Here is a 20,539-nt window from a genome sequence, read left to right as displayed (position 1 = left end):
GCATGAACACCTCAACTGAAAAGCACAACGACACCTGGAAAGTAGGTGGCCGTGAATTCACCAGCCGCTTGCTGGTGGGCACTGGCAAATACGCCAGCCTCGATGAAACCCGCGAGGCCATCACTGAAAGTGGTGCTGAAATTGTGACAGTGGCCATCCGCCGCACCAACATCGGCCAAAATGCAGGTGAGGCCAGCCTTCTCGATTACATTCCGCCCAGCAAATTCACCTACCTGCCCAACTCGGCTGGTTGCTATACCGCCAAAGATGCAGTACGCACCTTGCGCCTGGGTCGTGAACTGCTGGATGGCCATAATCTGTGCAAACTCGAGGTGCTGGGCGACCCCACCAACCTGTACCCTGACATGGAAGAAACACTGATTGCCGCCAAAGAACTGGTGGCCGATGGTTTCGACGTGATGGTGTATTGTTCCGACGACCCCATTTACGCCCGCAAGCTAGAGGATGCGGGTTGTTTGGCCATCATGCCTTTGGCCTCGCTGATTGGTTCAGGCATGGGCATTTTGAACCCATGGAACATCAACCTGATTCTGGAAAAAGCGCAAGTGCCGGTCATCGTGGATGCAGGCGTGGGCACCGCCTCCGATGCCGCCATCGCCATGGAACTGGGTTGCGCTGGCGTGCTAATGAACACCGCCATTGCCAAGGCACAGAACCCGGTTCAAATGGCCCGTGCCATGCGTTTGGCCACGCAGGCCGGTCGCGAGGCCTTTCTTGCAGGTAGAATGCCGAAAAAGTTTTACACGGCCAGTCCCTCTTCCCCCATGGAAGGCGTTATTTCCTCCAGTTCAAAATGACAGACCAAACCCCCGACAATCCGTTTCGCGACCAACACATCAAAAGTTTTGTGAAACGTCGGGGACATATTTCACGCGCCCAAGAACGTGCCGTAGAAGAAGGCATGCCCAAGTGGGGCATTGCCTACAATGCCCAGATGCAAATTGATTTCGACGCACAATGGGGTACCACCGGCCAAGCCAACTGGCTTGAAATTGGTTTTGGCATGGGTGAAACCACCGCTAAAATTGCCAAAGCCCACCCGAATGTGAATTACCTGGGTGTTGAAATTTACACCGCTGGCGTGGGTTCGCTGATCAAGTTGATTGAAGAAGAAAACATTGAAAATATTCGCATCATTTCCCACGACGTGGTGGATGTACTTCGCGACATGATTCCCGATGCCAGCCTGGACAAAGTACTGTTGTACTTCCCCGACCCATGGCGCAAGGCGCGCCACCACAAGCGCAGGCTTATTCAGCCAGAATTTGTGGCCAAGCTGGCAAAGAAAATGAAGCCGGGCGGCGTGCTTCACTGCGCCACCGATTGGGAAAACTATGCCCACCACATGCACGATGTACTCAGTGTGGCACCCAACTGGCAAAACATGGCTTCAACGCCTTTCGCACCCCGCCCCAACGACCGGCCTCTGACCAAATTCGAAAACCGTGGCATTAAGTTGGGTCATGGTGTTTGGGACCTCTTGTACCGGGTACGCTGAACCACAAACAGACCTCCCCTCTTGCGGTATGCCTTGCAGAGCCTGAATTTGCTTTAATCAGGCTCAACCTCGCAAATTCCATACGGCATGCTTTCATCGAAAAAAAACGGGCTGTTGCGTGCGCTGATCGCCAATAGCGCCGTTATCTCGCTTAACTCACGCACGTTGCTGGTTTGCATCACAGCCTTGGTGGCACTGTCGCTTTGCATTTATGCCATTTTGAACAATCAGTTCAGTGCGCAACATGCCGAACGCATTGACCAACTGCTGACCGCCAAAGCACAGGCCATTGACCACAACGACGCATCGGGGCACGACCACACGCTGGCCATGACCCCGGTGTATTACCACTCTGGCGATCTGGAAGGTGCAAAAGAAACATTGCACTGGCCCAAAGCCTGCGAACATTCACAAGCCCCTTTGGGATCACAGATTCAGCGATTCAAATGCGGCAACGGCATTCGCCTGCATGCAATGGAAACCACACTAAGCCCAGAGCAAACATCTCAAACCATCACCTTGTGGGCCACTCACATTCCGAATGCCTCACTGCTCAGCATGCAAGTTGAAGACATTCTTGGCCTTGCCGCTTTGGTACTGGTTATTAGCACCCTGTGCAGCCGCTGGATCAGTCAATCGATCACTCAACCCTTGGGAGAAATTACCACCAGCGCACAACTGATGGCCGAGGGAAATTATGATTGGCGACTTCCTGAGAGTTCGATTGGCGAAATCAACCAGCTGGCATTTACCTTCAACCACATGGCGAGGAGCCTGCAAGAACGCGACAAAGTCATTCGGCGCACAGCCTACAAGGATCAATTGACCGGGTTGGACAATCGCGCCTATTTAACCCTTGCCTTGCGAGAACGCACACAAAGTGCCCGCGAACCGCTAAGCATCGTGATCTGGGGAATCGACAACCTGGACAATATCAATGAAGTGCTGGGACATGATGTCGCCGACAAGGTGTTGATCAAAGTGGCACGCAAGGCCAGTCGTATTTGTCAGGAAAACCTGGTGATTGCAAGGCTTGAAGGCAATATTTTCTGCATGCTTTTACCACGCGACCTGCTGGAAAGCATGCTAAAGAAGCACACCCTGAAACGCATGTTGCATGGTTCACTGCGAGTACAGGATTACCAACTTGACATTCAGAGCCATGCAGGCCTTGCTCACTATCCCGAGCACGGCCAATGCCCGGAAACACTCATGCGCAGAGCGGAAATTGCCCGGCAGCTGGCCAAGAAAACACGCCAAACCAGCATTGTTTTTGAAGCGCGGCTTGAACAGCGTTCTGCCAACCGGCTTGAACTGATTGCCCAATTGCGCCAAGCAATTACCGACGAAGAGTTTTGCCTGTTTTTTCAACCCAAATTAAACCTGCGTACCAACAGCATTAACCAGGCGGAAGTACTTTTGCGCTGGAATCACCCTGTTCACGGCTTGATTGCACCAGGCGCCTTCATGGAACTCGCCGAGCAAACCGGCATGATCCGCGACTTACACGCTTGGTTCTTAAACAAACCTACGCCATCGTCAACCTGTGCGCCAATCAAAACATCAGGCTGTCGGTCAACCTGTCCGCCATGGATCTCGAAGACTCCAGCCTGATTGATTTCATGCAACACCTACATCGTCTGCAACCCGATGCATCGCGCCACATAGTGCTGGAAATCACTGAAAGCGCCGCAATGCGAGACCCAGAGCAAGCGTTGGACATACTGAACCAACTGGCCGCGATGCATTTTCAGATCGCGGTGGATGACTTTGGCACAGGCTACTCTTCACTGGCCCACCTGAAACGCTTTCCAGTGACCGAATTGAAAATCGACAGATCGCTGGTGCAAGGCGCAGACCTGGACACAGATGGACAGATCATTCTTGAATCCACCATTGAAATGGGTCACATCATGGGCTTGCTGGTGACCACAGAAGGGGTGGAAACACAGGCAGAATTCGACCTGGTCAAAAAGCTGGGAGCCGACTACGTCCAGGGCTTCTGGCTGTCCAAGCCCATGCCATTTGACGAATTCAAACTGAAACATCTGGTTGGCAACCACGACCAGCTGGTTCAACATCTGTAAACCAAGGAAATAGCACATCAAAATTGGTCGTATTTGACCCGGGCACCCTATGCTTCGATATGATGTGAGCATGACAATTCACACATTCAAAGCATCACCGTGAAAATGAAACAGTTTGATGTCGCCATTATTGGCAGTGGTTTGGCTGGACTCACCACCGCCCTGCAACTGGCAGACAAGCTTAAAGTGGCCATTATTTGCAAACGCTCGGTTTCCGACTCGGCAAGCCGTTGGGCCCAAGGTGGCATTGCCGCTGTGCGCGACCCTGCCGACAGCGTGGCCGAACATGTACAAGACACCCTGGTAGCGGGTGGCGGCCTGTGCGAGCGCGATGCAGTGCAATTCATTCTGGAAAATGCATCGAAATCCATCGACTGGCTGGTAGAGCAAGGGGTACCTTTTTCTCGCGAAGACGAAGAAGGCCCCAGCAACACCGAACCCAACGGCTTTCACCTGACCCGGGAAGGTGGCCACAGCCGCAGGCGAATTCTGCATGTGGCAGACGCCACAGGCGACGCAGTGCAAACCACACTAGAAGCCAAGGCGCGCAACCACCCGAACATTCAACTGTTTGAACATCACATGGTGATCGACCTGATCACCGGCGACCGGCTGAGCGAGAAAAAGGCTGGTATTTTGGGCGCGTATATTCTGGACGAACAGTCGCAACGCGTGCTCACCCTCACCTGCCCGTACATTGTGCTGGCCTGTGGCGGCGCGGGCAAAGTGTACAACTACACCACCAACCCCGACACGGCCACGGGCGACGGCATCGCCATGGCCTGGCGCGCAGGCTGTCGAATTTCCAATATGGAATTCATCCAGTTCCACCCCACCTGCCTGTACCACCCTTATGCCAAAAGCTTCCTGATCACGGAAGCAGTGCGCGGCGAAGGTGGCTTGCTGAAACTGCCAGATGGCACACGCTTCATGCCCGAACACGACGAACGGGCCGAGCTGGCCCCGCGAGATGTGGTGGCGCGCGCGATCGACTTTGAAATGAAAAAGCGTGGCCTGGATTGCGTGTACCTCGACATCAGCCACGAACCAGCTGAAAAGCTGAAAAAACACTTCCCGACCATTTACAAACGCTGCCTTGAGCTGGGTATCGACATCACCAAACAAGGTATTCCAGTGGTGCCAGCGGCGCATTACACTTGCGGTGGCGTAGTTACTGACCACAACGCCCGAACCGACATTCCCGGCCTGTATGCTGTGGGTGAAACCGCCTACACCGGCCTGCACGGCGCCAACCGCCTGGCCAGCAACAGCCTGCTGGAATGCGTGGTACTGGGGCAAGCAGCTGCCAACCACATTCTGACCAAACCCCACCGCGAAACCATGGGGCTACCCGACTGGGACGAAAGCCGCGTGACCGACCCAGACGAAGAAGTGGTGATTTCACACAATTGGGCCGAACTGCGGCAGACCATGTGGAACTACGTGGGAATTGTACGAACCGACAAGCGCCTGGAGCGCGCGCAACACCGCATTCAATTGCTTCGTGAGGAAATTCTGGAGTTTTACAGCAACTTCCGCGTAAGCCGGGATTTACTGGAATTGCGTAACCTGGTGGATGTGGCCGATCTGATCGTGACCAGTGCGCTGAGCCGCAAGGAAAGCCGTGGTCTGCATTTCAGTGCAGACTACCCGGGCACCCTGCCCAAAGCATTTCCGACGGTATTGCAACGACCGAAGAAGAAGTGAACGCGGGTGTTTATTGCCAACCCCGCAGAGTAGGCGATATCTCGGCAACCTCGACGAGTTGGCTAAACAGTCAATCCAGCACCCGCAGCGAGTAATCCACCGCTGTGACGTCTTTCGTCAGTGACCCGATCGAAATGCGGTCCACACCTGTCTCGGCAATCGCTCGCACCGTGTGCTCGTTCACCCCGCCCGATGCTTCCAGAATGGCCCTGCCCTTGTTCACTTCCACGGCAACGCGCATGGCCTCTAGCCCAAAGTTGTCCAGCAGCACCGACTTGGCGCCGGCCTGCAAAGCCTCCTCAAGCTGAACCAGACTTTCAACTTCAATCTGCACGCTCACATGCGGCGCGCCCAGGGCATCTGCACTGGCCAAAACCTGTGCAATTCCACCGGCCGCTGCAATGTGATTTTCCTTGATCAAAATGCCGTCGTACAAGGCAAGGCGCTGGTTCAAACCACCCCCAACACGTACCGCATACTTTTGAGCCAAACGCATACCCGGCAGCGTTTTGCGCGTGTCCAGAATCGATGCTTTTGTGCCTTCAATCAGCTTGACGAAATGTTTGGTTCTGGTGGCAACGGCTGACATCAGTTGCAGATAGTTCATTGCAGAACGCTCTGCGGTCAACAAGGGGCGGGCATGTGCATCAATTTCACACACCACAGTGCCGGGTTGAACTTCCTGTCCCTCAGGCACCTGCCAGCGCACATGCGCACCCGGGCAAAGGGTATTGAACACACCATTGAACCAGTCTTGCCCACACACCACGGCCTTGTCACGGCACAACAGTTGAGCCTTGCACCACTTGCCTTCGGGCACAAGCAAACCAGTCCAGTCGGTGTTGCCCATGTCTTCGGCAATCGCATCGTGCACGTTTTTCAGCAAAGCCAGCTCAAGCGCGGGCCCAAACGATTGAAAAAGTTCTGAACGGCTCATGCTGGCCCCACTCCCTTGTGTGCCTGCTCCAGGCGACCCTGGCCACGAGGCCCGGAAATACCATGTGTTTTCGCAAAATCCAGCATGCGGTCAATGCAACGGTAGGCCTGCGTGGCCAAGGTTGAGTCCACATGCACCTCACCCAAACCCGTGTCAAATCCAGTCTTCAACACGTCGCGCAGGTTCTTTAAACCGTTCATGGCCATCCAGGGGCAATGGGCGCAGCTTTTACAAGTCGCAGAATTGCCTGCAGTGGGTGCTTCTATCAAAGTTTTACCGGGGGCGAACTGACGCATTTTGTGCAAAATGCCGTTGTCGGTGGCCACAATATAGGTGTCAACACCGGGCGTTTGCGTGGCCTTGATCAACTGGGTGGTCGAGCCCACCACATCGGCCAGTGCCACCACATCGGCAGGCGATTCCGGGTGCACCAACACCATGGCTTGCGGATGCTGAGCCTTTAGCATTTTCAGCTCCTCGGCCTTGAACTCGTCATGCACCAGGCACGAGCCCTGCCACAGCAACATATCGGCACCAGTTTGCTTCTGAATGTACTGACCCAAATGCCGATCGGGAGCCCAAATCAATTTTTGCCCCTGTGCATGCAAATGGCCCACGATGTCCAAGGCGATGCTTGAGGTCACCATCCAGTCTGCGCGGGCTTTCACGGCCGCACTGGTGTTGGCGTAGACCACCACCGTGCGATCGGGGTGTTGATCGCAAAATGCATTGAACTCCTCCGAGGGACACCCCAGATCGAGTGAACATGTGGCGTCCAGATCTGGCATGAACACGCGCTTCTCGGGATTCAAAATCTTGCTGGTTTCACCCATGAATCGCACGCCCGCCACCACCAGGTTCTGTTGCTTGCTCTCGCGCCCAAAACGCGCCATTTCCAGGGAATCTGAAACACAACCGCCGGTTTCTTCGGCAAGGTCTTGCAATTCGGAGTCCACGTAATAGTGGGCCACGAGCACGGCGTCACGTTGCTTCAACAAAGCCTTAATCTCTGCCTTCAAGGCAGCCCTTTCGTCGGGCCCCGGTTGCTGGGGTACGCGGGCCCACGCCTGGGAGGGTTTACAACTGGTGGAGGGGCTGGCCTGTGACGGCAAATCGAACTCAACAGGCTTGATGTCTACTTGATTCACGGAACGCTCGGTTGGTGACAAGGAAAGCATGCATTTTACTCCCTTGGCCCCAGAAAATCCCGGGAATCCAGAACGAAGGGCCATCTGAACTTTTGAGTGCTCCCAGTCACTCAAAGGGAGCATTTTCATTAATGCGACAGCGCTCGTTGCCCAAATGCCCGAACCCCGTTGTCTTTCTTTGTCTTTTTAAGCCCCCATCAATATTCTTGGAGCACACTTCATGATGAAGCAATCCCTAAAATCGTTGTCCATCCTAGCTGCAATGCTGTCCATGCACTCAGTCGCCTTCGCCACCTGCCAAGGCAATGACTGTCAAGTTGAAATCGATGCCAACATTGATTTCGACAGCAGCTATTATTTAAGCGACAACCACAACGGCATTTTCATTCAAAGCAACACCGGTACCAACGCCGCGATCGTCGATTTGCAAAACGTTGTCATGCGCGACAACGGCAACATCACTGGTTCAGCCCAAGCGGTGGGCAACAACATTGCCATTTCGCTGACATCCTCATCCACTGTGCCTGTTCGCCACGTGTCGCAAAGCAACTACGGCGATCAACTGGCCTCGGTCAACCTGTCACAGCGCAGCACATCAAAAACCGGCGAAGTACTTATTGAAGCCGTTTCAATTGGCAACAACTTCAGCCTGAACCTTGACAATGCCAGCCTGGCTGAATTGTCGGTGGCCCAGTGCAACGTCAGCGACAACGTGGCCGTGGCGGAATACCGTTGGGACCCCACTCGCCTGACAGCTTCAGCCACTGCAGTTGGCAACAATATTTCAATTGGCAGCGCGCGTCCTTAATTGAACTTTCTTGCCCCGGGCGACAACCTACAGCCAATGGTCGCTTGGGGCAAACCGCCCCGCTAACACCATCCGGAAACATCAAGGAAACCATCGAATGAATTTACTCAAGCTTTGTATTGCCACCCTTGCCCTTGGCTTCAGCAGCGCAAATGCCCAAACCTTTGAGGGCAATGTCAGCTCATTCGAAACACCGTTTGGCATGCGCAGTGTCACCGATATCGACTCCCCTGCAGGCACACGCCGCGACGCAAACCTCAACCGCACCCAAGTTGAATCACCTGGCTGGGGCTTCGCCTCCACGGCCATCGGCAACTTGATCAATGTACAAACCGAAGGCAACAACAACACCGTTGTCATTACCGCCACCCAGATCAACAACGGCTCTCAAAACGCCTCCATCGACGGCGGCTTCTGATTCCAAGTTACTTACTGCTCTTGAATACACAAAGGCCCACTATGTTCCGCTACCCGCTTCCAAAGTTTGCATTGATCTCGGTGATTGCCGCATCGGCCAGTGCTTGTACAACGCTCCCCTCCTTCAGTGAAGCGGAGTACGTCAGCCCCTTTGATGGGGCAAGCGTAGTGGAAAACACAACCCGCTACAGCCCTGCACTTGAATGCCTGAAACCCTTGGTAGGCGGGCGAGGCCCCAATGCAAAACGCTTTGCCGTGGGGCGGGTCAGTGACTTCACAGGCAAAGAAGACCTGGTCAACGGAAAACGAATCACACAAGGTGCGGCCTTGATGGTGATTTCTGCTCTGGCAAAAACCGGGGTCCCAATGGTCGAGCGGTTCGACACTACCATCGCCGACATGGAATTGAAGTACGCCGACAACAAACTCATCACTGACAACCCGGACAGCAAAGCGCATCGGCAAATTTTTTCAGGCTCCCTGCCTGGCTCTGATTATCACATCGTGGGTGGCATCACCGAGGTGAATTACAACATTCGCAGTGGCAGCCTGGAGTCATCCATTCGATTCATTGGCGCAGCCGCCCGCTACTTTGTCATGAACGTGGCAGTCGACCTGCGTGTGGTGAATACCAAAACGCTTGAAGTGGTGAATACGCAAAGCCTTCAAAAACAGATGATTGGCACTGAATTGAATGATGGGTACTTCCGGTTGTTCAGCGATGGGCTCGTCGATGTCAGCGCTGCTGAAAGAACGCAAGAACCCATTCAAAAAGGGGTTCGCATGGTGATTGAGCATGCGGTGTTCAACATGCTGACCGAGATGAACAATGTGTCAGCGCAAAGCTGTGCCAGGTTAAGTACAGCGAAATCCGGCGAATTGCGCAACAAGCCCATTGTGCTCACACCACCACCCGCTTCAACGGCCTCAAAGCAAGACCCCAGCGTTGTGATTGACCCCTACACCGGTGAAATCATTCGCGAAGCTGCCAATGAGAGCACCGCAACCGCATCATCACAAAGTGAAGTCACTGAATTAAAAGGCCTGTTTGGAAGTGGCGGTACTGCGCCTGCAACGTCTCAGGAATCAACCAGCAATACCACCCGCGAAATGCAAGAAAAGCTGCTGTGGGGCAACCGTCCACAAATTCGTTAATCGCTCGTAAAACTGCGACCCCAGCAAGGCCATTACTACGCAGATGACCCAATAAATTTGGGGTGGGTAATTACCCTCGAGCCTGGTAAACCGAAGGCCGAGGCTTGAACAGGGCTTCGAGCAACTTATCATTAAATTGCCGTTAAAATTGCACTATGTATCACCATACAATACATGGTGCAAAATCAACGGAGGCTCCCCGCGCACAGTCCTTCCAATGGAAGCACAGAAACACTTTTCTGGCTTTGCTAAATGAGTCATAGTGGGTCATTTGCGTAGTAATGCCCCCCAGCAACAAAAAAGCCTCAAGTTTCCTTGAGGCTTTTTTGCTGGTTTGCTGCCTTAGGCCGATTCATCGACCTGTTCGCCGCCTTCCTTGATCGGTGAGGCCAAAATTTTATCGATTCGTTTTTGGTCCATATCCACCACTTCAAACCGCCAACCTTCCCAATCCACCGTGTCTCCGGTGGCTGGCAAACGCCCAGTCAGCAGCATCACCATGCCGCTCAGGGTGTGGTAACGGCCCTTTTCTTCTTCTGGCACACTCTTGATGTTCAAGGTGTCTTTCAATTCCAGAATGGCAATGGCGCCGTCGAGCAACCAGGATCCATCGTCACGCTGCACTGCCCAAGAATCTTCCTTGTTGTGCGGGGTAAATTCGCCGGTTAGGGCTTCCATCAAATCATGCAGGGTCACAATGCCTTCAAGCTCGCCGTACTCGTCGATCACAAAAGCAATGTCCATGTTATTGCTGCGGAACTGGGTCAGCAGCTCCATACCCGTTAGGGTTTCAGGCACAAACACGCACTGCTGCAAATTACTGGAAAAGTCGGGCATCTTGCCCTGCGCGGCGTAAGCCAAAGCCTGCTTGGCGTGAATAACACCAATCAGGTTGTCCAGATTGCCATCTACCACCGGGAAGCGTGAGTACTCCGACTCAATCACCCGTTTCAGGTTCTCTTCCTGAGGCAGGCGAATATCAAGATACAACACATCAGAACGGGGGATCATGAGTGAACCCAGTTGGCGATCGTCCAAGCGGAACACATTGCGCAACATGGTGTGCTCGCTGCTTTCAATCACGCCTGAAACCGAGCCCTCGTCCAGCATGGCATGAATTTCTTCCTCAGTCACACCATTGTCCGTGTTTTCTTTCACACCCATAATGCGCAATAAACCACGGGTAGAAAAAGATAAAAACATGACGAAGGGGCGTGTAGCGATGGCCAGAATTTGCATGGGTCTCGCCACCAGGCGGGCAATTACCTCCGGGCTGATTTGCCCCAAACGCTTGGGTACCAGTTCACCCACCACAATTGACACATACGTAACACCCACAACCACAATGGCAGTCGACACCACATCTGTCATCGCCACCTCAAGACCGAAAGTTTGCAGCCAGAGCGCCAGTGGTTTGGCCAATACAGCCTCACCGACAATACCGCTAAGCACGCCAATCGATGTGATACCAATTTGCACAGTCGACAAAAACTTGGTGGGATCTTCAGACAACTTAAGCGCAACCGCAGCGGATTTGTCGCCTTCTGCAGCCAACTTCACCAAACGCGCCTTTCTGGCCGTAACCAGCGCAATTTCGGACATGGCAAACAAGCCATTGGTCACAATAAGACCAATCAGAATCAGCACTTCCATGTCGACACTCCATTATTCAAGGGCGCAACAAAGGCATCAAGCACAAAGCTTGTTTGAGCATTGCCAGGCAGGAAGGACTTGGAAAAACGACGCGCAACGGGCGCTTTGAGGGGGGTAGCCATTGATGGCTGAGTGAAGTTTAAGCAACTTCGACAACTGGAACTATCCATATACGGTCGGGAAAGGCCCGAGCACTCCTGTAAGAAAAAAACACCGCCTAATCGTACAAAGACGAGGGGGCGGTGTCAATTTTTCTTTTAAAAATCAGGTCTTGTGGTAAATCTCAGACCCTTTCTTGATGAACTCAATCGATTTTTCTTCCATTCCCTTGCTCAAGGCATCTTTCTCGGAAACTCCCAGCTTTTCAGCGTATTCACGCACATCTTGGGTAATTTTCATAGAGCAGAAGTGTGGGCCACACATGGAGCAGAAGTGGGCCACTTTCATGCTTTGCTTGGGCAAGGTTTCATCGTGGAATTCACGGGCCGTGTCGGGGTCGAGGCCCAAATTGAATTGGTCATCCCAACGGAATTCGAAACGGGCCTTGCTCAAGGCGTTGTCTCGGATTTGTGCACCGGGGTGACCTTTGGCCAAATCAGCGGCGTGGGCTGCAATTTTGTAAGTGATGATGCCGTCCTTCACGTCTTTTTTGTTCGGCAAACCCAAGTGTTCTTTGGGGGTGACATAACACAGCATGGCGCAGCCGTACCAGCCGATTTGCGCTGCACCAATTCCACTGGTGATGTGGTCGTAACCAGGGGCAATGTCGGTGGTCAGTGGGCCAAGGGTGTAAAACGGGGCTTCATGGCACTCTTTCAATTGAATGTCCATGTTCTCTTTGATCAGTTGCATCGGCACGTGGCCAGGGCCCTCAATCATCACCTGCACATCGTGCTTCCAGGCAATCTGGGTCAGTTCACCCAAAGTGCGCAGTTCGCTCAACTGGGCTTCATCATTGGCATCCCAAATTGAGCCAGGGCGCAAGCCATCTCCCAGCGAGAAGCTGACATCGTAAGCCTTCATGATTTCGCAAATGTCTTCGAAATGCTCGTACAGGAAGCTTTCCTTGTGATGCGCAAGGCACCACTTCGCCATGATGGAACCACCCCGAGACACAATGCCGGTCATGCGGCTTGCCGTCATCGGCACATAGGCCAAACGAACACCGGCGTGAATGGTGAAGTAATCCACCCCTTGCTCGGCCTGCTCGATCAGCGTGTCACGGAAAATTTCCCAGGTCAGGTCTTCGGCCTTGCCATTGACCTTTTCCAGGGCCTGGTAAATTGGCACAGTACCAATCGGCACTGGGCTGTTGCGCAAAATCCATTCGCGGGTTTCATGAATGTGCTTGCCGGTGGACAGATCCATCACCGTGTCGCCGCCCCAACGAATGGACCAGGTCATTTTCTCGACCTCTTCACCAATTGAAGAAGACACTGCCGAGTTACCGATATTGGCATTGATTTTCACCAGAAAGTTGCGGCCAATAATCATCGGCTCAATTTCAGGGTGATTGATGTTGGCGGGAATAATCGCGCGGCCACGGGCAATTTCATCGCGCACGAATTCAGGCGTAATCTGCTCGGGAATGGACGCCCCAAAAGACTGCCCAGGGTGCTGACGCGTCAACAGGTCAACCATCTTGGCGCCGATTTTCCCGCCAGCGTGTTTGAGGCTTTCGATGTATTCCTGGCGGCGCAGGTTTTCACGAATGGCCACATACTCCATTTCTGGCGTAATAATGCCTTGGCGAGCGTAATGCATTTGTGTCACATTCTTGCCAGCCTTGGCCTTGCGGGGTTTGCGCTGCAGGTTAAAACGCAACTCGGTCAGCTTGGGGTCGTTCAGGCGTTCAATGCCATATTCGGAACTCGGGCCACTCAGCAGGTCGGTGTCATTGCGCTCTTCGATCCAGGCGCTGCGAATCGCAGGCAGCCCTGAACGAATGTCAATTTTCGCATTGGGGTCTGTGTATATGCCCGAGCAGTCGTACACATAAATTGGCGGGTTTTTCTCGCCGCCGAATGAAGTAGGCGTGTCGTCTTGTGAAATTTCACGCATGGGCACCTGAATGTCGGGCCGGGAGCCCTGCACATAGACCTTGCGGGAATTGGGAAGTGGTTTGACCGCAGCTTCGTCAACCTTGGCGGTTGCGGCTAGAAAGTCTGGATTGGCGCTCATTAATACTCCTGTTGGGCGTGAATCGTGTTTGTGCCGGGTGCATAAACATTCCACCCAGCCACCCTAGGGAGTAAGCCAGTGAAACGCTTCCTGCAAACAGCATTATCTGCACAGGTGTGAGGGTTTTTCTCACCCGGCAACAATTTGCCAGGACCCCTGCGTTAAACTTCAATAAGCTCAAAGTATAGGCCCGCCACGTAAAGACCTCAATAAGCGGTTTGCACAAGGCACTCTTTTTGTTCAACTTTATCGGATCACGCAATTCAATGGGTAACAGACTCAGTTCAATCACCACCCGCACTGGCGACGATGGCACGACAGGCCTGGCCGACGGCAGCCGTTTGGCGAAAAACGACCTTCGCGTTCATGCCATGGGCGATGTCGATGAATTGAACAGCCACCTTGGTTTGATACTGACCGAAGCCCTGCCCGAGCGACTGGCCACCGAACTTACCCGCATTCAGCATGACCTGTTTGATTTGGGAGCCGCCCTTTGCATGCCAGGCTTTGATGTATTTCCTCCCCAGGCAGTGGCAAGACTGGAGGACCTCATCAAGGAATTCAATGAGCCCCTGCCTCGCCTGGAAGAATTTATTTTGCCCGGCGGCAGCAAAGCCTCGGCTTATACCCACGTGGCTCGCACCGTTTGCCGCAGAGCGGAACGTGTGTTGGTTGACCTGAATCAACAACAGAAGCTGCCCGAAGACCTGCTGCTGTACATGAACCGCCTTTCTGACTTTCTGTTTGTGGCTTCGCGCTGGATTCACCACAAAAAAGGCGTTCGCGATGTGCAATGGAAAAAAGGATTCAACCGCCCGCAAGAATAAACGGGCTTGAAAAATTGCGCAGACACTACTTGGACTCGACTTTGGCTGAGGCTGTTAAATCATTGTCGGCAGTGCCAGTTTCTTTGGGTGGATAGAAAAACTCTCCCGGACTTGTGAAAAACCGTTTGAAAATTCGCCCAGCCAAAGAGAGACTTTCCAGTTTACGAACACCACGCGCCCGCAAGGCAGTGAAAAATGCCAGGCTAAAACTGACCCCCAAGTTCACCATACCGATCAAAAATACACCCATTGCGGCAATCGCAACGTCTAATCCGCTCAGCATGAACTCCTGAGCCTGGAAACCATACGCCATATTGGCTGCTGAGAACGTAATGTGACGAATGTCGATGGGCAAACCCAGAATGAGCCCCACAAACCCGGCGGACCCCAACATGCAACCGAAAAAGAAATTACCTGCCAGAGCGCCGGTGTTTTTACTCAGGTAATCAGCCAGTTTGTTGGCACGAACAACGCCCAAGCGCTTGCGCAACCACGGTACTTTTCGAATTCTGTCTGGAATACGGTGATAAATCGACAGATTGTCGTAATAACCCGAAATCACACCCGCCAAAAAAAGGAAAATGCCCGCGATTGCCGCATGGGGCAAAGCAGCAGACAGCAAAGGATTCAACTCCAGCAACATTTTTTCGCCCTTTTCTACCTCAATTGGCGGCTCGCCAAGCAGGAAGGTAAGCCCCACAGCCACCACTGTGGCTGTTGCAAATGCAGGCAGCACGTTACCCCAAATTGCGATGAACTGGGTGCGCGCAACCTGGGTGATCAAATCGGCCACCCTGTCGGCCGAGCTTAATCGCCCATTTGCAGCATCAATGGCTGCAGCGATTCGCGCCGCTGTCATGGCAGGCTGCTTGGTGGCAATGGTGAAACCCAACAAATGAATGATCACAAAGCCAATGCCGTAATTCAGGCTGAAAAATACGGCCTCCCAGAATGGAGGCAGATGCCAGCTTGAAATGCCGGCCTTGAACAATGAAAGAAGCGCAATTATGACACCTGCTCCCATGGCGGCTCTGGCCATTTTCCAGTATTCCGAACGTGTTTCAGTGGCGTATTTTTCACCAGACTGGCTGGCATGTTCAGTAATTCGCAACGCCAGCTTGTCTGTCAAGCCACGCCACAAATCGGTAATTGAATGCTTGCGGTTTTCTTCTTTGGTCAAGGTGCAGAAAAACTGCACGCAGGTGCCTACCCGGTCTTCGGTGGGCAAGGCGCCAAGAAGTTGCAACAGCCGACGCATGCGGTTGATCGATTGTTCCAGCCGGATCAACTGCATACTCAAGGTGACCGAGATACCTTGCGCGCGCGCCTGGGCATAAGCTTTCTTGATTTGACCCTGGCACTGATCGAGCAATACATCCAGATGATCGCCCAAATCATGCAACGGCTCCATATTGCTCAGCTTCTCATGGGCCTGCCCAATCATATTGCGCAATTCAAGGTGCTGCTCAACGAAGGGGGAAGTGTGCCGCTCTGAAATACCGAGGCAGCGTACCACTTCAGAATCAATGCCAAGGGCAGCGATTCGCACCGCGAGCATTTCCATGGCCTCAAGCATTTCGTGCTGAATGCGCTTCCACAGAGGCATGGCGGGGTCTAGCCATTCCAGCACATGAAACAGACGAGTCCAGCTTGCCACACTGATCGACTCAAGCCACTCATGGTCATCCGGCTTGGTGAACATCAGGCTAAGCGATTCACGCACAGTTTTGTCTTCGACCGTGGCAGGCAACAGGCGCTGAAAGATCCTGTTTTTCATGGCCTGACCAAATGTTTCGTTGCCCAGAATACCGAGCTCGGCAAAGGTATACCTGTAACGTGACTCTTTCAGGAATTGTTCAAGATAGCCTTTGACCTGTACGCGCAGGTCATTGGACTGTTCAAGCGCCTCCACCAGCATGGAGAATCGCCGCTCGATTTCGAAGTCAGAGCCAGAAGCCCCTTCTCGAAACCATTCCATGAGGTGGCACAGGTGGGCAATGTCCGCCTCGTGCTCGGTGTCTGGACCCATCCCGTTCAGGATGGTCAGCAGCGCACCTCGAATATTGTAGTTTGGGTTCGTTGCCATATTCTGAATACCTAGTCCGAGGGCTAGTGTACCCGATGAATTGGCTATTTACTCCAACTGTCCTTCAGCGTAGTCGCCCGGTTAAACACCGGGTTGTCCAAGGTATTGTCTTTCAGGTCGTGTACAAAATAACCATGGCGCTCAAACTGGTAAATTGTCCCAGTAAAGGCGTCTTTCAAACCCGCTTCCAGGTAAGCCTTCACCTCGGTCAGTGAATTCGGGTTCAAGCTGTCCATGAAGTTCTTGCCACCTGAATCTGGGTGCTCTTCGGTAAACAGGCGATCATAAAGGCGCACCGTGGCGGGCAGGCAGTCCTCTGCATCCACCCAGTGAATATTGCCTTTCACCTTGTAGGTATCTGCACCCGGAGTACCCGATTTGCTATCCAGAAACACCTGGGCATGCACTGCAGTCACCTTGCCGCTTTCATCTTTGTCGCAGCCGGTACACTCAATCACATAGCCATAACGCAATCGAACCCTGTTGCCGGGAAACAGGCGGAAAAACTTTTTCTCCGGGTTCTCCTGAAAGTCTTCTGCCTCAATCCACAGACGCTTGCCGATTGTGAACTGGCGCATGCCCCACTCGGGGTGATGCGGGTGAACCGGCGCTGTACACAAGTCGGCCCAGTCGTCGTCTACGTTGTCGAGAATCAGCGGAATAGGATCCAGCACCGCCACCGCGCGGTGAGCGATTGGGTCCAGCGTGTCGCGCAATGCGCCTTCCAGCACGGAATAGTCAATCCAGGAGTCCGATTTGGACACACCAATTCGGGCACAGAACAACTGAATCGCTTCAGGGGTATACCCACGACGGCGCAAACCCACGATGGTCGGCATGCGGGGATCGTCCCATCCACTGAGTTTGTTTTCGGTCACCAATTGCTGCAATTTGCGCTTGCTGGTCACCACATAGCTCAGGTTCAAACGTGCAAATTCAATTTGCTTGGGCAGCGGGTGGCTCAACATGGGCTTCAGCACACTACCATCGGCCGCCTTGTGTTCGCTGGCCAGGTTGTTCAGCAACCAATCATAGAAGGGGCGTTGGTCCTCAAATTCCAGTGTGCAGAAGGAATGGGTAATACGCTCCAGCGCATCCTCAATGGGGTGCGCAAAGGTATACATGGGGTAGATACACCAGTCATCGGCTGTGCGGTGGTGAAAGGCACGGCGAATGCGGTAAATGGCCGGGTCGCGCATGTTCATGTTCGGGCTGGCCATGTCGATTTTGGCACGCAGCACGGCAGCACCGTCTGGCAATTCACCGGCGCGCATGGCACGGAAGCGGGCCAAGCTTTCTTCGGCAGGCCTGTTGCGGAACGGTGAATCAACACCCGCTTGGTTCAAGGTGCCCCGATTGGCCCGCATGTCGTCGGCGTTTTGTTCGTCCACGTAGGCCAAGCCCGCCTGGATCAGAAACTCAGCCGCCAGATACATAAACTCAAAATAATCGCTGGCGTAATACAGGTTGTCGTCGCCGAAGTTTTCCCACCGAAAACCAAGCCAATGCACCGCATCCAGAATCGAATCCGCAAACTCTTCGCTTTCTTTTTCAGGGTTGGTGTCGTCAAAGCGCATGTGGCAAGCGCCGCCGTATTCCTTGGCCAAACCGAAATTCACGCAAATGGCCTTGGCGTGGCCCACATGCAAATAACCGTTGGGCTCAGGCGGGAAACGCAAGCGAATGCTTGCTGGGTCAGCGGGCGCACCTTCGTGCGCATCGGCACCGCCAGGCCGGCCGCCCCATGGGCGCACCTGGTACTCGGGCTTTTTCAAGTCCGCATCGATGATGTTGCGAAGAAAATTGGAGGCTGGGGCGTTGTCAGCCCCGGCATGGGTATTTTTGTTTGCAGAATCAGACATCAGCACATCCTGTTGGCGAATGCGCTGATGTTAGCAAAAACAAGCCTTAGGCAACGGCCAAGGCCTCGCCCTTCTTGGAAGAAATTCCAGTAAATGCGAAATCCAGTTCGGGCTGCTTGCCATTCATGATGGAGGCGATTGATCGGCCTGAGCCACACGAGTGAGTCCAACCCAAGGTACCGTGGCCTGTGTTCAGGTACAGGTTTGAAATTTTGGACACACCAATGTACGGCACATTCGAGGGTGTTGCGGGGCGCAAACCCGTCCAGTACACAGCCTGCTCTGGGTCGGCCATGCCGGGGAACAGTTCCATGACACGGCGGGTAATTGCCTGGCAACGCACATGGTTCAAGTTGGTACTGTAGCCATTCAATTCTGCGGTACCTGCAATGCGCAACTTGTCGCCCAGACGGCTGAATACCAGTTTGTATTCATCGTCTGTCAGGCTGACTTGTGGGGCCTTGCTGGCGTCGTCGATTTGCAGGGTGGCCGAGTAACCTTTGGCTGGGTAAATCAGCAGGTCAACGCCCAGGTCCTTCACCAACATGGGGCTGTAGCTGCCCATGCACAGCAGGTACTTGTCGGCTTTCAGCACTTGGACCTGACCATCTGCGCCACGCACACGCACACCACTGATTTGTCCGCCTTCGGTATCCAGGCCCAAAATTGCAGTGTCGTACTTGAATTCAACACCCTTGGCTGCACAAAGCTTCGACAGGTTTTGGGTAAACACATGCGCATCGCCACTTTCATCGGCATCTGTAAAGGTGGCGCCTGCAATTTTGTCTTTTACAGTCGCCAAAGCGGGCTCAAGGCGAACCGCTTCTTCAGCGCTGATTACTTTTCGATCGCAACCAAACTCGCGCATGATTTCAGCGGGTTCCAATGCATCGTCAAATTCTTGCTGGTTGGTATAGAAATGCAAAATACCTTTGGTGAGGCAGTTGTACTCAATGCCGGTCTCGGCGCGCAGTTCTTGAAGGGTGCTGCGGCTGAATGTACCCAAGTTCACCATCTGGATGATGTTGTGACGGGTTTTTTCAGGCGTACATTCACGCAAAAACTGCATGCCCCAGCGCCACTGGCGGGCATCGGCGCGCAAACGGAACAGCAGGGGCGCGTCTTCCTTCATCAACCACTTCAGCACTTTCTTGGGGGCACCGGGGTTGGCCCAAGGTTCGGCATGGGACACGGAAATTTGGCCACCGTTGGCAAACGAAGTCTCCATGCCTGCGGCAGGCTGACGGTCTACCACAGTGACGTCGAAACCTTCTTTTTTCAAAAACCAGGCGGAAGTAATGCCGGTAACACCAGCACCGAGAACAATAGCTTTCATGAGGAAAAGGCTCCACAAACAGTAAAAAGGGCTTTCGGCAAACCATTTGCCTTGTAGCCCCTCTCTGTCCATTTGCCTGAAAGATTCACAACGGGTTGCGTTGCTTGCCTCTTCGGCGGCTGTACTTACGCGGCGATTGGCCGCGCACAGCGCTCTCCAGATTTGAATTCTTGAACCTGTACTGAAGCCTGAGCGTTCATGGGGATTGCGCCTTCGGCGGACCAGCACAGATACGCGCTAGCCACTCTCCAGATTCAGTCTTCGATTGTACTACTGCGAATCTGGAGAAGCCAGTCTAAATTACTTCTTCAATGAATCACGAATTTCACGAAGCAACAGAATATCTTCAGGAGTGGGCGCTGGCGCGGCTGGTGCAGCTTCCTCTTCCTTGATCAGGGCTTGAGTCAGTTTGCTGACCTGACGAACCATCATGAAAATAATGAAAGCCAGAATGATGAAATTGATCAACACCGAAATAAAACTGCCGTAAGCCAGCACGGGTACGCCTGCAGCCTTGACAGCGGCCAGTGTGGGGGCCACGCCAGCTGGAATTTCAGCCAATGGCAAATACAAGTTGGAGAAATCGAGACTGCCAAAAATACGACCCACAATCGGCATGATCACATCGTCGACCAGGCTTTTAACGATGCCGCTGAACGCGCCACCGATAATCACCGCCACAGCCAAATCAACCACATTGCCTTTTACTGCAAACGCCTTGAAGTCTTTGAGCAAACTCACGTTGCCTCCTTGTTGAATGTATACAAATGTAAAAGTCCAATACCCGCGCAGATTATCGCTGTAGATTCCTTTCTG

The 20,539-nt window shown here is 53.4% G+C and carries 15 protein-coding genes, 1 pseudogene and 1 riboswitch; of the genes and pseudogenes, 8 read left to right on the top strand and 8 right to left on the bottom strand.

Annotated features, from left to right (window positions below):
- Positions 1–2: 2 nt before the first annotated feature.
- From B4N58_RS07530 to nadB, 4 genes and pseudogenes are all read left to right on the top strand, one after another.
- Complete coding sequence (locus B4N58_RS07530; RefSeq protein WP_291747645.1) at positions 3–818, top strand: thiazole synthase; 816 nt, start codon at positions 3–5, stop codon at positions 816–818.
- On the top strand, positions 815–1,519 hold the full coding sequence (gene trmB / locus B4N58_RS07525; RefSeq protein ID WP_291747642.1) for a tRNA (guanosine(46)-N7)-methyltransferase TrmB: 705 nt from the start codon (positions 815–817) through the stop codon (positions 1,517–1,519). Before B4N58_RS07530 ends, trmB begins: the two co-directional genes overlap by 4 nt.
- Before the next feature lie 87 nt (positions 1,520–1,606).
- Positions 1,607–3,606: pseudogene (locus B4N58_RS07520) on the top strand (putative bifunctional diguanylate cyclase/phosphodiesterase).
- A 105-nt stretch (positions 3,607–3,711) separates the two neighbouring features.
- Positions 3,712–5,313, top strand: a complete 1,602-nt coding sequence (gene nadB / locus B4N58_RS07510) for an L-aspartate oxidase (protein ID WP_008249721.1) — start codon at positions 3,712–3,714, stop codon at positions 5,311–5,313.
- A gap of 70 nt (positions 5,314–5,383) precedes the next feature.
- Here nadB and nadC read toward each other — a convergent pair whose 3' ends face one another.
- Both nadC and nadA read right to left on the bottom strand, forming a co-directional pair.
- A complete protein-coding gene (gene nadC / locus B4N58_RS07505) occupies positions 5,384–6,250 on the bottom strand; it encodes a carboxylating nicotinate-nucleotide diphosphorylase (protein WP_008249719.1) in 867 nt (288 codons plus the stop codon).
- Positions 6,247–7,428, bottom strand: a complete 1,182-nt coding sequence (gene nadA / locus B4N58_RS07500) for a quinolinate synthase NadA (RefSeq protein WP_008249717.1) — start codon at positions 7,426–7,428, stop codon at positions 6,247–6,249. The genes nadC and nadA overlap by 4 nt, the downstream gene beginning before the upstream one ends.
- A 190-nt stretch (positions 7,429–7,618) precedes the next feature.
- On the opposite strand from nadA, the gene B4N58_RS07495 reads away from it, so the two are divergent.
- The 3 genes from B4N58_RS07495 to B4N58_RS07485 all read left to right on the top strand — a co-directional run bounded on the left by B4N58_RS07495 (position 7,619) and on the right by B4N58_RS07485 (position 9,778).
- Complete coding sequence (locus tag B4N58_RS07495) at positions 7,619–8,206, top strand: hypothetical protein (protein ID WP_008249715.1); 588 nt, start codon at positions 7,619–7,621, stop codon at positions 8,204–8,206.
- A 97-nt stretch (positions 8,207–8,303) separates the two neighbouring features.
- Positions 8,304–8,624 (top strand): hypothetical protein, encoded by a 321-nt coding sequence (locus B4N58_RS07490; RefSeq protein WP_008249712.1) that lies wholly within the window; start codon positions 8,304–8,306, stop codon positions 8,622–8,624.
- Positions 8,625–8,791: 167 nt separating this feature from the next.
- Positions 8,792–9,778, top strand: a complete 987-nt coding sequence (locus B4N58_RS07485; RefSeq protein ID WP_291747628.1) for a CsgG/HfaB family protein — start codon at positions 8,792–8,794, stop codon at positions 9,776–9,778.
- Between the two features lie 342 nt (positions 9,779–10,120).
- Here B4N58_RS07485 and B4N58_RS07480 read toward each other — a convergent pair whose 3' ends face one another.
- Together B4N58_RS07480 and thiC are read right to left on the bottom strand one after the other, a co-directional pair.
- Positions 10,121–11,431, bottom strand: coding sequence for a hemolysin family protein (locus B4N58_RS07480; protein ID WP_008249709.1), 1,311 nt, complete (start codon positions 11,429–11,431; stop codon positions 10,121–10,123).
- A gap of 264 nt (positions 11,432–11,695) precedes the next feature.
- On the bottom strand, positions 11,696–13,612 hold the full coding sequence (gene thiC, locus B4N58_RS07475; protein WP_291747623.1) for a phosphomethylpyrimidine synthase ThiC: 1,917 nt from the start codon (positions 13,610–13,612) through the stop codon (positions 11,696–11,698).
- Between the two features lie 266 nt (positions 13,613–13,878).
- Between thiC and B4N58_RS07470 the strand changes: the two genes are divergently transcribed.
- Entirely contained in the window at positions 13,879–14,439 is a 561-nt protein-coding gene (locus tag B4N58_RS07470) for a cob(I)yrinic acid a,c-diamide adenosyltransferase (protein ID WP_291747620.1), read from the top strand.
- A gap of 25 nt (positions 14,440–14,464) precedes the next feature.
- Here B4N58_RS07470 and B4N58_RS07465 read toward each other — a convergent pair whose 3' ends face one another.
- From B4N58_RS07465 to mscL, 4 genes are all read right to left on the bottom strand, one after another.
- A complete protein-coding gene (locus tag B4N58_RS07465) occupies positions 14,465–16,525 on the bottom strand; it encodes a site-specific recombinase (RefSeq protein WP_291747617.1) in 2,061 nt (686 codons plus the stop codon).
- A gap of 44 nt (positions 16,526–16,569) precedes the next feature.
- Positions 16,570–18,387, bottom strand: coding sequence for a glutamine--tRNA ligase/YqeY domain fusion protein (locus tag B4N58_RS07460; protein WP_291747614.1), 1,818 nt, complete (start codon positions 18,385–18,387; stop codon positions 16,570–16,572).
- 46 nt (positions 18,388–18,433) lie between these two features.
- The gene (locus B4N58_RS07455; protein ID WP_291747611.1) at positions 18,434–19,723 is read right to left on the bottom strand and encodes a D-amino acid dehydrogenase; all 1,290 of its coding nucleotides are present in this window, start codon (positions 19,721–19,723) and stop codon (positions 18,434–18,436) included.
- Positions 19,724–19,777: 54 nt separating this feature from the next.
- Positions 19,778–19,893: riboswitch (glycine riboswitch) on the bottom strand.
- Between the two features lie 130 nt (positions 19,894–20,023).
- The gene (mscL, locus tag B4N58_RS07450; RefSeq protein WP_291747608.1) at positions 20,024–20,464 is read right to left on the bottom strand and encodes a large conductance mechanosensitive channel protein MscL; all 441 of its coding nucleotides are present in this window, start codon (positions 20,462–20,464) and stop codon (positions 20,024–20,026) included.
- Positions 20,465–20,539: the final 75 nt, after the last annotated feature.

It is taken from the genome of Limnobacter sp. UBA3528, assembly GCF_002377005.1.
Lineage (GTDB): Bacteria > Pseudomonadota > Gammaproteobacteria > Burkholderiales > Burkholderiaceae_B > Limnobacter.
This window is presented reverse-complemented; position numbering and strand designations above follow the sequence as displayed.

Bases quoted from the DNA above. Each gene is read 5' to 3' on its own strand.
- B4N58_RS07530 (WP_291747645.1), top strand. From the start codon at position 3: ATGAACACCTCAACTGAAAAGCACAACGACACCTGGAAAGTAGGTGGC.
- trmB (WP_291747642.1), top strand. From the start codon at position 815: ATGACAGACCAAACCCCCGACAATCCGTTTCGCGACCAACACATCAAA.
- nadB (WP_008249721.1), top strand. From the start codon at position 3,712: ATGAAACAGTTTGATGTCGCCATTATTGGCAGTGGTTTGGCTGGACTC.
- nadC (WP_008249719.1), bottom strand. From the start codon at position 6,250: ATGAGCCGTTCAGAACTTTTTCAATCGTTTGGGCCCGCGCTTGAGCTG.
- nadA (WP_008249717.1), bottom strand. From the start codon at position 7,428: ATGCTTTCCTTGTCACCAACCGAGCGTTCCGTGAATCAAGTAGACATC.
- B4N58_RS07495 (WP_008249715.1), top strand. From the start codon at position 7,619: ATGATGAAGCAATCCCTAAAATCGTTGTCCATCCTAGCTGCAATGCTG.
- B4N58_RS07490 (WP_008249712.1), top strand. From the start codon at position 8,304: ATGAATTTACTCAAGCTTTGTATTGCCACCCTTGCCCTTGGCTTCAGC.
- B4N58_RS07480 (WP_008249709.1), bottom strand. From the start codon at position 11,431: ATGGAAGTGCTGATTCTGATTGGTCTTATTGTGACCAATGGCTTGTTT.
- thiC (WP_291747623.1), bottom strand. From the start codon at position 13,612: ATGAGCGCCAATCCAGACTTTCTAGCCGCAACCGCCAAGGTTGACGAA.
- B4N58_RS07470 (WP_291747620.1), top strand. From the start codon at position 13,879: ATGGGTAACAGACTCAGTTCAATCACCACCCGCACTGGCGACGATGGC.
- B4N58_RS07465 (WP_291747617.1), bottom strand. From the start codon at position 16,525: ATGGCAACGAACCCAAACTACAATATTCGAGGTGCGCTGCTGACCATC.
- B4N58_RS07460 (WP_291747614.1), bottom strand. From the start codon at position 18,387: ATGTCTGATTCTGCAAACAAAAATACCCATGCCGGGGCTGACAACGCC.
- B4N58_RS07455 (WP_291747611.1), bottom strand. From the start codon at position 19,723: ATGAAAGCTATTGTTCTCGGTGCTGGTGTTACCGGCATTACTTCCGCC.